The 11,480-nt window shown below is 71.5% G+C and carries 8 protein-coding genes, 1 pseudogene and 2 CRISPR repeat arrays; of the genes and pseudogenes, 6 read left to right on the top strand and 3 right to left on the bottom strand.

Going from position 1 to position 11,480, the window contains the following annotated elements:
• Positions 1-148: 148 nt before the first annotated feature.
• Positions 149-1,823: direct repeats of the CRISPR family, unit length 29 nt; unit sequence GTCCTCCCCGCCGACGCGGGGGTGTTCCG.
• A gap of 91 nt (positions 1,824-1,914) precedes the next feature.
• Positions 1,915-2,554: direct repeats of the CRISPR family, unit length 29 nt; unit sequence GTCCTCCCCGCCGACGCGGGGGTGTTCCG.
• A 1,078-nt stretch (positions 2,555-3,632) separates the two neighbouring features.
• Positions 3,633-3,743, bottom strand: a pseudogene (locus IE264_RS35580) (HipA family kinase); the annotation flags it as partial.
• A gap of 262 nt (positions 3,744-4,005) precedes the next feature.
• Here IE264_RS35580 and IE264_RS35575 point away from each other — a divergent pair.
• From IE264_RS35575 to IE264_RS35560, 4 genes are all read left to right on the top strand, one after another.
• Positions 4,006-5,682 carry an NAD(P)/FAD-dependent oxidoreductase gene (locus IE264_RS35575; RefSeq protein ID WP_032758953.1) on the top strand — a complete coding sequence of 559 codons (1,677 nt, stop codon included), beginning with the start codon at positions 4,006-4,008 and terminating at the stop codon, positions 5,680-5,682.
• Positions 5,679-7,166, top strand: a complete 1,488-nt coding sequence (locus IE264_RS35570; RefSeq protein ID WP_032758956.1) for an ATP-binding protein — start codon at positions 5,679-5,681, stop codon at positions 7,164-7,166. Before IE264_RS35575 ends, IE264_RS35570 begins: the two co-directional genes overlap by 4 nt.
• Positions 7,163-7,516 carry a UBP-type zinc finger domain-containing protein gene (locus IE264_RS35565; RefSeq protein WP_032758957.1) on the top strand — a complete coding sequence of 118 codons (354 nt, stop codon included), beginning with the start codon at positions 7,163-7,165 and terminating at the stop codon, positions 7,514-7,516. The genes IE264_RS35570 and IE264_RS35565 overlap by 4 nt, the downstream gene beginning before the upstream one ends.
• A gap of 117 nt (positions 7,517-7,633) precedes the next feature.
• Positions 7,634-8,080, top strand: a complete 447-nt coding sequence (locus tag IE264_RS35560) for a Rieske (2Fe-2S) protein (protein ID WP_032758958.1) — start codon at positions 7,634-7,636, stop codon at positions 8,078-8,080.
• 19 nt (positions 8,081-8,099) lie between these two features.
• Here the strand turns inward: IE264_RS35560 and IE264_RS35555 are convergent, their stop codons facing one another.
• Positions 8,100-8,768 carry a cysteine hydrolase family protein gene (locus IE264_RS35555; RefSeq protein WP_032758959.1) on the bottom strand — a complete coding sequence of 223 codons (669 nt, stop codon included), beginning with the start codon at positions 8,766-8,768 and terminating at the stop codon, positions 8,100-8,102.
• A 134-nt stretch (positions 8,769-8,902) separates the two neighbouring features.
• Between IE264_RS35555 and IE264_RS35550 the strand changes: the two genes are divergently transcribed.
• Positions 8,903-9,376 (top strand): pyridoxamine 5'-phosphate oxidase family protein, encoded by a 474-nt coding sequence (locus tag IE264_RS35550; RefSeq protein ID WP_015607242.1) that lies wholly within the window; start codon positions 8,903-8,905, stop codon positions 9,374-9,376.
• Here the strand turns inward: IE264_RS35550 and IE264_RS35545 are convergent, their stop codons facing one another.
• Positions 9,377-10,300, bottom strand: a complete 924-nt coding sequence (locus IE264_RS35545; RefSeq protein WP_015607243.1) for a LysR family transcriptional regulator — start codon at positions 10,298-10,300, stop codon at positions 9,377-9,379.
• 73 nt (positions 10,301-10,373) lie between these two features.
• On the opposite strand from IE264_RS35545, the gene IE264_RS35540 reads away from it, so the two are divergent.
• Positions 10,374-11,441: a DMT family transporter gene (locus IE264_RS35540; protein ID WP_229887942.1), complete on the top strand. Its 1,068-nt coding sequence runs from the start codon at positions 10,374-10,376 to the stop codon at positions 11,439-11,441.
• The last annotated feature ends 39 nt before the right edge of the window (positions 11,442-11,480 follow it).

Genomic DNA, 11,480 nt, shown 5'->3' with positions numbered 1-11,480 from the left:
CTCGCTCAGTAACGTGGCTCGGCGCTCGCTGGGCGGCCTTGCAAGCTGCAGCTGGATAGAGTGACGGCATGCGTCTGACCGAGCGCCTCACCCCCTCAAGAATGGCAAAGAAAATGCAAAGCCCTTCTTAAGGCGCAGGTCAGGAAGTGTCCTCCCCGCCGACGCGGGGGTGTTCCGACCGCCCGCGACGACCACGGTTGGGGCAAGGCGTCCTCCCCGCCGACGCGGGGGTGTTCCGCACATCGAGGAGTGCGCCCCGTGCCGCAAGGAGTCCTCCCCGCCGACGCGGGGGTGTTCCGCCTTCGGTGCACGTCTCGTTGGGGCTGAGGAGGTCCTCCCCGCCGACGCGGGGGTGTTCCGGGGCGCCCACCAGCCCCGCCTGGGTCCGGATCGTCCTCCCCGCCGACGCGGGGGTGTTCCGCGTTGACGATGCCGGGTCCGGCCCGCAGAGCCGTCCTCCCCGCCGACGCGGGGGTGTTCCGCTCAACCAGGCGTTGACGTCGCTGCGTGCGGCGTCCTCCCCGCCGACGCGGGGGTGTTCCGCCCTTGGCCAGCTTGCCCATGACCCGGTCCATGTCCTCCCCGCCGACGCGGGGGTGTTCCGTTCTGGGTGGCCACACCGCTGTCGTGTGGGTCGTCCTCCCCGCCGACGCGGGGGTGTTCCGCCGAGCCGCTGACCGTCCCCACCGAGTGGACCGTCCTCCCCGCCGACGCGGGGGTGTTCCGCTCGGCAAAATGGTGTACTTCTGCGCCGATATGTCCTCCCCGCCGACGCGGGGGTGTTCCGGCCCGGCGTACGGGCGCGGTGTGGCTGCCGTTGTCCTCCCCGCCGACGCGGGGGTGTTCCGCCTTCCGGTCCGCCCGCGGCTCTCAGGTGGTGGTCCTCCCCGCCGACGCGGGGGTGTTCCGTGGACCGGGTTCTCCTTCTTCTCGTAGGAGACGTCCTCCCCGCCGACGCGGGGGTGTTCCGCAGCAGGCAGAGGAGAGCGACGGGTGCACCTGGTCCTCCCCGCCGACGCGGGGGTGTTCCGCTCATCGTGACCGGTGGTGCGGAGCTGCTCGCGTCCTCCCCGCCGACGCGGGGGTGTTCCGCCCGCGACGCCCGCACTGGTGCCGAGGCAGATGTCCTCCCCGCCGACGCGGGGGTGTTCCGCGCGCCACCGCCGCCTGATCCACCACATGAAGGTCCTCCCCGCCGACGCGGGGGTGTTCCGACCCTGGGCGGAGGATCCGAAGGTTGAGCCGTGTCCTCCCCGCCGACGCGGGGGTGTTCCGACCACCCGGTCTCTCGATGACGACACGGTCGAGTCCTCCCCGCCGACGCGGGGGTGTTCCGCTGGTCCTGTGCGTCGGCCTCATCTACATGGCGTCCTCCCCGCCGACGCGGGGGTGTTCCGAGGTCGCCGAGTTCCTCGGCCGGAAGGCCCCGTCCTCCCCGCCGACGCGGGGGTGTTCCGCTGTTCTGGGCCAACCCGCGACTCCGCCGGTAGTCCTCCCCGCCGACGCGGGGGTGTTCCGGGCGCACGGGGGATCATGTGGCAGGCGTATTGGTCCTCCCCGCCGACGCGGGGGTGTTCCGAGGACGAGTGGCAGTATCCGCCGTTCATTTTGGTCCTCCCCGCCGACGCGGGGGTGTTGCGGACATCGGCCCCCCGATCCAGGCGACCATGGCGTCCTCCCCGCCGACGCGGGGGTGTTCCGGGGCCCGTCCCCACACAGGTTCTGCGGCTCACGTCCTCCCCGCCGACGCGGGGGTGTTCCGAAGGTCACCGCCGCGTCGGTCGCCGCGTACCTGTCCTCCCCGCCGACGCGGGGGTGTTCCGTGCCGAGCAGCCAGACGCAGGGGCGCCGGACCGTCCTCCCCGCCGACGCGGGGTGTTCCGTCGGTCGCGGTGCTCACGCGGCCTGGTCCTCTGTCCTCCCCGCCGACGCGGGGGTGTTCCGCCCTGTGCGGCGGACGCCCGGTAGCCGACCATGTCCTCCCCGCCGACGCGGGGGTGTTCCGTCCGTCGGCGGCGCCTGGTACGGGCAAGCCACGTCCTCCCCGCCGACGCGGGGGTGTTCCGCTGGCAGCATCCGCCCAGCTCACGATCGGCGCGTCCTCCCCGCCGACGCGGGGGTGTTCCGGCCCACGCCTCGGGGACACCAGTCCGTCTCACGTCCTCCCCGCCGACGCGGGGGTGTTCCGAAGGCGGCCGGTGTCGACCTCCCGCGCACGTCGTCCTCCCCGTCGACGCGGGGGTGTTCCGGAATTCCAGATCCGCACGACGGACGGGAGCGAGTCCTCCCCGCCGACGCGGGGGTGTTCCGTTCCCGACGTGGTGCAGGAGCAGGAGGATGTCGTCCTCCCCGCCGACGCGGGGGTGTTCCGTACATCAAGGAAATGTCGGCCGCCCTGCGTGGGTCCTCCCCGCCGACGCGGGGGTGTTACGGAGATCGCGGACCGCCTGGCCCCGTACCTGCCGTCCTCCCCGCCGACGCGGGGGTGTTCCGGCGGCGCGGCCGAGTCCGCGGCTGGCGTCACGGTCCTCCCCGCCGACGCGGGGGTGTTCCGATCCTCGGGGCCGTCGCCCTCGTACTCACCATGTCCTCCCCGCCGACGCGGGGTGTTCCGTGCCCCCACGTGATGCCGGTACGGCTCTGGCCGTCCTCCCCGCCGACGCGGGGGCCCTACCGGGGTCCGGCCATGCCGTCGTCCTCCTCCGTCCTCCCCGCCAACGCGAGGGTGCTCCGCTCACCAGGGAAGGCGCTCGGCGCGGGTGGTGACCCTCCCTGCGGACGCGGAGGTGTTCCGCTGCGCGGGAGGCAGTCGTCCCAGCCCTTGCCGTCGTTCCCGCCGACACGGCGCCAAGCCGGTCCCGGAGCGACCCGCCAGCTCGCCGCCGCCACGGGCCGACCGTCAGGGGTGCACTCCGTGCCGACCAAGATCCGGGCCATACGCGGACCAGCCGCCTACGGCTTGGCCGCGTAGTGGCCATTTCCGCTGGTGAGGGGACCATGGGAGGCGTGTACCACCAGCAGACGAAGAACCTAGTGGCACTCTGCGCAGGTGGCTGAGTGGGACCGCTCAGCACCACGAAATCCCCGGCGCCTTGCAACACCCGCGCAGTCAGCGCACCGCCTGATCAGCGGGGCAACGCGCCTGACGGCCCATCAGAACGAGCGTCAAATGAGCGTCACGATGCCTCTGAGAGCGTCATTTCAGCGTCAAGATATCGCCCGTAACGCCCACAGTGCACATAACGAACACCACTCGAACCTGCAGGTCTGGCTGCCTTTGTGACCGGTTCGAGGATCGCGACGCACTCCACGTGATGCGTCATCGGAAAGACGTCTACTTCCAGCGAAAACCCACACCTGACGCTCATCCGCTCGGCGCCAGGATTCTGCCCTGCCCGCGGGTAGTCACTCAACGTACCCTGGGCAGCACCTCCGGCGGCATGACGCCCCGTGCCACCACGCCCGCCTTCACGGCACCTCCTGGGGAGAATCTGGGGAGTGTCGACGGTCCTGGGGAGCGCGTGGGGAGAATCGACCGCGTAACGCAGCAAGATCCCGAAAGAGCTGAAAGACTTGTCCGCGCAGGTCAGGGGTGGGTACAGCCGCATCGGTGCAGGTCAGCACCACCCGGTAGACAACTTCATGACGTACGTACCGAGATCGTCGGCCTCGACGATCCCCGGGAGCGAGCCGCCCTCACGCAGGGGCGTGACGTAGCGGGTCGCGGTGACCTCTTCCAGCACTTCCCGGGCCACCAATCTCTTCAGCCTTGCCATCCATGGACAACTTCTGCGGGGCGTGGAGCCGTGGAACACCCCTCCGGTGCCGCGCCGCTTCACTTCCGCTGCCGGCTCCCGGTATGGGGCGAGCATAGTGACCAGGGGTGATCGCCGACGAGGAGCGTCCGGGCCGCCGGGCCGGAGAGCGGGGCCGAGCGATCGAGCTTACGATGAGCGGGCCGGTGCGGGCAGCTCGAACAGCGCGCACGTCGCAGGGCGGAGGATCATGGCGCAGGCCACCGACGCAGGACGGACCGTCATTCTGACGGTGGATGACGACCCCGGGGTGTCGCGGGCCATCGCGCGGGATCTGCGGCGCAGGTACGGGGGCGACTACCGGATCGTGCGGGCCGAGTCCGGGGAGTCCGCCGTCGAGGCCCTGCGGGAGCTGAAGCTGCGGGGGGATCTGGTCGCCGTGATCCTCGCGGACTACCGGATGCCGCAGATGAACGGCATCGAGTTCCTGGAAGAGGCCATCGGCGTCTACCCAGGAGCGCGGCGGGTGCTCCTGACCGCGTACGCGGACACCGATGCCGCCATCGACGCGATCAACGTCGTCGACCTGGACCACTATCTGCTCAAGCCCTGGGACCCGCCGGAGGAGAAGCTCTATCCGGTCGTGGACGACCTCCTCACGGCGTGGCGCTCCAGCGACTTCCGGCCGGTACCGGCGACGAAGGTCGTGGGGCACCGGTGGTCGGCTCCCTCCTCACGGGTACGCGAGTTCCTGGCCAGGAACCAGGTGCCCTACCGCTGGTACTCCTCGGACGAGCCCGAGGGGAGCCGGCTGCTGGAGGCGGCCGGTGCCGACGGCCGGCGCCTGCCGCTGGTCCTCACCCCGGACGGCACGGTGCTGACCGAACCGGAGCCGGCGGACCTCGCCGCGCACGTCGGTCTCGCGACCGCGCCGAGCGCCGTTTTCTACGACCTCGTGGTGATCGGCGGCGGTCCCGCCGGGCTCGGTGCAGCCGTCTACGGAGCTTCCGAGGGACTGCGTACGGTGCTGGTCGAGCGGTCGGCGACAGGAGGCCAGGCCGGTCAGAGCTCCCGGATCGAGAACTACCTCGGCTTCCCCGACGGTGTCTCCGGTGCCCAGCTCACCGACCGCGCCCGACGTCAGGCGACCCGTTTCGGAGCGGAGATCCTCACAGCCCGTGAAGTCACCGGTCTTGAGGCCCACGGCGCCGCCCGTGTGGTGCGCTTCTCCGACGGCTCGGCCATCGCCGCGCACAGCGTCATCCTGGCGACCGGGGTGTCCTACCGGCAGCTCGGGGCGCCGGGCTGCGACGACCTGACGGGGCGTGGGGTGTACTACGGCTCCGCGCTGACCGAGGCGTCGTCCTGCGAGGGTCAGGACGTGTACGTCGTCGGTGGCGCGAACTCCGCCGGGCAGGCGGCCGTGTTCCTCTCACGAGGGGCGAAGTCGGTGACCCTCCTGGTGCGCGGCGCGTCCCTCACCGCGTCCATGTCCTACTACCTGATCCAGCAGATCGAGGAGACCCCCAACATCACGGTCCGGACCCGGACGGTGGTCGGCGAGGCCCATGGGGCGGAGCACCTGGAGCGCCTGACGCTGAGGGACGAGGCGACCGGCGGCAGCGAGAGCGTCGACGTGCAGTGGATGTTCGTCTTCATCGGCGCGGCCCCGCTGACGGACTGGCTGGACGGGACGGTGCTGCGCGACCGGTACGGCTTCATCCTCGCCGGACCGGACCTGACGCCGGACGGACGGCCACCGGTCGGCTGGGAGCTCGACCGGCCCCCGTACCACCTGGAGACCAGCGCCCCCGGCGTGTTCGTGGCGGGTGACGCCCGCGCCCTGTCCGCGAAGCGCGTCGCGTCCGCCGTGGGCGAGGGCGCGATGGCCGTGATGCTCGTCCACCGGTATCTGGAGCAGTCGTGAACGCACAGGTCCTGCCATGCGACCGGCAGGAGGTCGGGTCGCTCTTCCTGTTCGAGAAGCTCTCCGGCGAACAGCTCGGGAGACTGTGCGCCGAGGGCCGCGTGGAACGGTTCGAGCCCGGTCCCGTGTACACGGAGGGCGACCCCGCCACATGCTTCTACGTCATGATCGAGGGCACTGTGGTCCTCTCCCGCCGGGTCGGCGGGGACGACATCGAGGTCACCCGCACCTCACAGCGCGGTGTGTACTCGGGCGCGATGCAGGCGTATCTGGGCGACCGGGTTCCCCAGACGTACAACAACTCGATGCGGGTGACGGAGCCGACGCGGTTCTTCGTCCTGCCCGCCGAGTCGTTCGCGGACGTCATGCGGGAGTGGTTCCCCATGGCGGCGCACCTGCTGGAGGGCCTGTTCTTCGGGACCAGGAACACCCAGCGGGCCATCGGGCAGCGCGAGCGCCTGCTGGCCCTCGGGTCCCTGTCCGCGGGGCTGACGCACGAGCTCAACAACCCGGCGGCGGCCGCGGTCCGCGCGACGGCGACGCTGCGGGAACGGGTCGGCAGGATGCGGCACAAGCTGTCCCTGATCGCGCAGGGCACGTACTCGCGCGAGGCACTGGCCTCACTGATCGAGATCCAGGAACGTACCGCCGAACGCGTTGCCAAGGCGCCGGTGCTGAGCCCTCTGGAGGCGGCCGACCGCGAGGACGGGATCAGCGACTGGCTGGAGGACCACGGGGTGTCGGAGGGCTGGCGGATCGCACCCACCTTCGTGCAGGCGGGGCTGGACACCCAGTGGCTGGAGCAGGTCGCGGTGACGGTGGACGAGGAGATCCTGCCCGGGGCGGTGGGCTGGCTCAACTACACCGTGGAGATCGAGCTGTTGATGGATGAGATCAACGACTCCACCACGCGCATCTCCCATCTGGTCGACGCGGCGAAGCAGTACGCACAGCTCGACCGGGCCCCGTACCGCGACGTCGACGTCCATGAACTCCTCGACAGCACGCTGCTGATGCTGTCGGGCAAGATCGGCCCGCAGATGCGCCTGGTCAAGGAGTACGACCGCTCCCTGCCCCAGGTTCCCGCGTACCCGGCGGAGCTGAACCAGGTGTGGACCAATCTCGTCGACAACGCGGTACAGGCGATCGGAGGCGCCGGCGGTGAGGGCACGCTGACGGTGCGCACGGCCCGGGAGGGCGACCGCCTGCTGGTGGAGTTCCGCGACACGGGTCCCGGGGTGCCCGAGGAGATCCGCGGCCGCATCTTCGACCCGTTCTTCACGACCAAGCCGGTCGGTCAGGGTACGGGGCTGGGGCTGGACATCTCCTGGCGGATCGTGGTCAACAAGCACCACGGCAGCCTGGAGGTCGAGTCCGTGCCGGGCGACACCCGGTTCCGGGTGCTCCTGCCGCTGACCGCCCCTGATGCGGGGACCGATGCCCGGACCGAAGATGGATCGAGTACATCCGAGGAGTCCTCATGACCGAGATCGACGGAGTCGACCCGAGCACCCCACCCAGCGGCAGCGGCTGCGCTGACTGCGACACGACGGGCGGCTGGTGGTTCCACCTGCGCAGATGCGCCCAGTGCGGGCACGTCGGCTGCTGCGATTCGTCACCCGGGCAGCACGCCACCGCTCACTGGAAGTCCAGCGGGCATCCGCTGGCACAGAGCTTCGAACCGGGCGAGGGGTGGTACTGGAACTTCGCCACCGGCGACCTGTACGAGTCCGGCCCGGCACTCACCCCGCCGGACGCCCACCCGGCCGACCAGCCGACCCCCGGCCCGTCCGACCGGGTCCCGGAGGACTGGCAGCGGCTGCTGCACCCCTGACCGCAGCGCCCGAGCCCGGCCGGCCGGGCAACGGCTCGCCCTGAACACCGGCGCCCCGCTCTCCGTATCCATGGCAGCAGGACACATTCATGGATACCGATGAAGGGAATTGCCACGATGAGCGCAGCCCAGGAGCGCCGGACCCTCCTCGAACGCCGCACCGTCGTCCTGGCGGTGGGTGCGGCCGGAGCGGCCGCCGCACTCACCGCCTGCGGAGGGTCGGACGGGCCGGGGGGCGCGGAGTCGGTCGAGCAACCGGGGAGCGGCGGTGCGGGCGGGGCCGTGCTGGCGAAAACGGCGGACATCCCCGAGGGCGGCGGGGTCGTCTTCGCCGCGCAGAAAGTCGTGGTGACCCAGCCGAGCGCCGGTGAGTTCAAGGCGTTCTCGGCCACGTGCACCCATCAGGGCTGTGCGGTCAAGGACGTTGTGGACAACGTCATCACCTGCCCCTGCCACAACTCGACGTTCGACGCGGCGACCGGCAGCCCCACCGGCGGACCCGCCACCCAGCCGCTGCCCACGCGGGAGATCTCGGTGGCGGGCGACTCGATCACCTTGGCGTAGCCCCGGCCAGCCCACCCGGTCACCTCGGCGTGGCCCCGGCCCGCCTGCGGGGCGCCTTCCAGTGGCCCAGGATGTCGTCGGTGGTGGCGATGGTGGCGACCAGGGCGAGGGTGTTGCGGATCATGGCGGGGGTGTACTCGGTGGGCACCCCCGCGATCGCGTCGGACGGGACGACGGCCGTGTAGCCGAGGTTGACGGCGTCGAACACCGCGTTGGGGATCGCGACATTGGCCGAGACCCCGGTGACGACGAGCGTGCGGCAGCCCAGGTTGCGCAGGAGGGCGTCGACGTCGGTACCGGCGAGCGGCGAGAGCCCGTGCAGCCGGCGTACGACGAGGTCCTCGTCCGCGACCTGGATGGGCGCCGCGACCCGTACGGCGGTGGTACCGGCGTGCTGCTGGACGGGGAGCCGGGCGGCGGCGCGGAAGAGCCGGGCGTTGCGGTTGGCGCCGCGTCCGTCGGGGCGGCTCTCCGCCACGGCGTGCATGACCTGGACCCCGCCCTCATGGGCGGCGGCGACCAGCCGGGCGATGTTGTCGAGCGCGCCCGAGGAGCGGGCGGCCCCGGCGAGTTCGGGCAGGGCGCTGTCCGGCCCCACGACCCCCTGCTGGCATTCGACGGTCAGCAGTACGGTGGTGGCGGGGGCCAGCAGCGCGGCGAGCCGTTCCTGGGATGCTGCGGATGCCACAACGCTCCTCCTCCGTCTGCTGCTTCTGCCTGTTCCGCTCCTTGCGTCTTCCGTACGGCGAACGGCATTGCGCCGTACGGAAGAAGCCCCCATGATTTCTGACACATCGTCAGATGACAAGGGGAGGACACCGCATGACCGATACCCAGCGACGCGGCCGCCGGATCATGATGACCCCCGAGGAGCGGGACGCCTACCTCGGCGAGCAGCGCACCTGCCGGGTCGCCACGCTCGCAGCCGACGGCGCTCCGCACATCGGCGCGCTCTGGTTCGTCTGGGACGGCTCCTCGCTCTGGCTGTACTCCATCACCCGCAGCCTGCGCTGGTCCCAGCTGCGCGCGGACCCGAGGATCGCCGTCGTGGTCGACGACGGGGAGGCGTACGACGAACTGCGCGGCGTGGAGCTGTCCGGTACGGCGGAGTTCGTCGGCGAGGCCCCGCGAACGGGCGAGCCGTGCCCCGGACTCGACGTACCGGAGCGGCTGTTCCCGGCGAAGTACTTCGGGATGACGGAGATGCCGCACGACGGGCGGCACGCCTGGCTGCGGCTCACCCCGGAGACCATCACCTCGTGGGACTTCCGCAAACTCGCGGGGCCGGGACGGTAGTCACCCCACCGCGGGCGCCCCGGCCGCCACGCGCCGCCCCGCCGCCCGCAGCGACTCGACGGCGGCGCGGACCGAGGGGCGGCGGTCGGCGTCCGTACGCCAGACGGCATGGATGTGACGGCGCATGGTCTGCCGCACCGGCACCAGGGAGACTCCCTCAGGGACAGGACCCCGGCCCAGCCGGGGCGCCACGCAGACCCCGAACCCGGCGGCGATCAGGGCGAGTTGCGTGTGGTGCTCTCCGGCCAGGTGGGAGATGCGCGGCTCGATCCCCCGGGAGCGCAGGGTGAACATCAGCCATTCGTAACAGAATTCGCCCTCGGGCCAGGAGACCCATTCGTCCTGTGCGAAGTCCTCCAGCTCCACCTCGGCCCGGTCCGCCAGCGGATGCCCGGCGGGCATGGCGATGTCCGGTGCGTCGTCGAGGAGTTCGACCTTGGTCAGGCCGCCGGGCACGGGCAGCCGCTTGTTGCTCCAGTCGAGCGCCACTGCCACGTCGACATCGCCCCGCAGAACCGCCAGGAGCCCCTGCTCCGGCTCCAGCTCCCGGGTCCGGACCCGCAGTTCGGGGTGGTCCGCGCGCAGGGCGGTGAGCGTGGCGGGCAGCAGTCCGCGCGCTGCCGTGGGAAACGCGGAGAGCGTCACCTCGCCGACCACCTCGCCCCGCTGGGCCTCGATGTCGGACTGGGCGAGCTCCACCTGTGACAGGATCCGCGCGGCGTGATCCGCGAGCAGCCGGCCCGCGTCGGTGAGGCGGACCCCGCGGCCGTTCCTGGCGAGCAGCTGTTGTCCGACCTCGCGCTCCAGCTTGGCCATCTGCTGCGAGACCGCCGACGTGGTGACATGCAGACCCCCGGCGGCCCCGCTCACCGAGCCGTACCGGGCGAGGGCGTCCAGGGTGCGCAGCCGCTCCAGATTCAACATGTAAGCGATGCTACGCGAACGGACGCAGAAACTCTCGCTTGTTCTAAGCAGTGCTGTTCGTCATCGTTGAGCCATGAGCGTCCCCTGCCAGCAGCCCGCCGCCCCTCTCCAGCAGTCCACCGCCCCTCCGGCCGCGACCGTGCCCCCACTCCCGCCCGGCCCCGCCGCTCCGCTCCCACCGGCCCCCGCCGCTCCGCGCCCGGCCGTGGACTGGCGGATCCGGTTCGCCGCGCTCTCCCTGATCTGGGGGTTCAGCTTCCTGCTCATCAAGGTGGGCACCGAGGGGTACGCGCCGTTCCAGGTCACGCTGGGCAGGCTGCTGGCCGGGACCGCCGTCCTGGCCGTCGCGATGGCGATGCGCCGCGAGCGGCTGCCGCGCTCGGCCCGGACCTGGGGGCACATCACCGTGGCGGCCTTCTTCCTCAACGCGCTGCCGTTCTCCCTCTTCTCGTACGCCGAGCTGACCATCCCCTCCACCCTCGCCGGCATCTGCAACGCGACCTCGCCCCTGTGGGGCATGGCCCTCTCGGTGGTCGCCCTCTCCGAGGACCGCCCGACCCGCCGCCGCGTCGCGGGGCTGGGCGTCGGCTTCCTCGGCGTGCTGACGGTGCTGGGTGCCTGGCAGGGCTTCTCCGGCCTGGACCTGCCCGGTACGGGGATGGCGTTGCTGGCCTCGTTCAGCTACGCGGTCGGCTGGATCTACGTCCGCCGTACGCTGGCCGGGACCGGCTCGTCGACGCTGACGCTCACCGGCAGCCAGCTCTTCGTCGGGACGCTGCAACTGGCCGTGGTGACGCCGGTGTTCACCTCGGCCCCGGAGACGTTCCCGCTGCTGCCGACCCTGTCCGTCCTGGCGCTCGGCGCACTCGGCACGGGTCTGGCGGTCCTGCTCCAGTACGGGCTGGTCCAGGAGGTCGGCCCGACGACCGGGCAGATGGTCACCTACTTCATCCCGGTGATCGCCACCGCGGCGGGTGTGGCCCTGCTCGGCGAACAGCTCAGCTGGAACACCCCGGTGGGCGCGGTGATCGTCCTGGCGGGCGCGGCCCTCACCCAGAGCCGCCCGTCACCCTCGGCACGGGCCCGTACCGCAGGCGGCCGTACCGCAGGCGACCGGACGGAGCGGCCCAGCCGGACCTGACCGCCGTACGCGGCAAGGCTCCTCGGACCGGACCTGACG

Source organism: Streptomyces microflavus (assembly GCF_014650075.1).
GTDB classification, from domain to species: domain Bacteria; phylum Actinomycetota; class Actinomycetes; order Streptomycetales; family Streptomycetaceae; genus Streptomyces; species Streptomyces microflavus.
The sequence above is the reverse complement of the archived record's forward strand: the minus strand, read 5'-3'. Positions and strand labels throughout refer to the sequence as shown.

Coding starts and splice junctions, on each gene's coding strand:
- IE264_RS35545 (WP_015607243.1), bottom strand. CDS start 10,300: ATGTTGAATCTGGAGCGGCTGCGCACCCTGGACGCCCTCGCCCGGTAC.
- IE264_RS35540 (WP_229887942.1), top strand. CDS start 10,374: ATGAGCGTCCCCTGCCAGCAGCCCGCCGCCCCTCTCCAGCAGTCCACC.
- IE264_RS35565 (WP_032758957.1), top strand. CDS start 7,163: ATGACCGAGATCGACGGAGTCGACCCGAGCACCCCACCCAGCGGCAGC.
- IE264_RS35560 (WP_032758958.1), top strand. CDS start 7,634: ATGAGCGCAGCCCAGGAGCGCCGGACCCTCCTCGAACGCCGCACCGTC.
- IE264_RS35575 (WP_032758953.1), top strand. CDS start 4,006: ATGGCGCAGGCCACCGACGCAGGACGGACCGTCATTCTGACGGTGGAT.
- IE264_RS35550 (WP_015607242.1), top strand. CDS start 8,903: ATGACCGATACCCAGCGACGCGGCCGCCGGATCATGATGACCCCCGAG.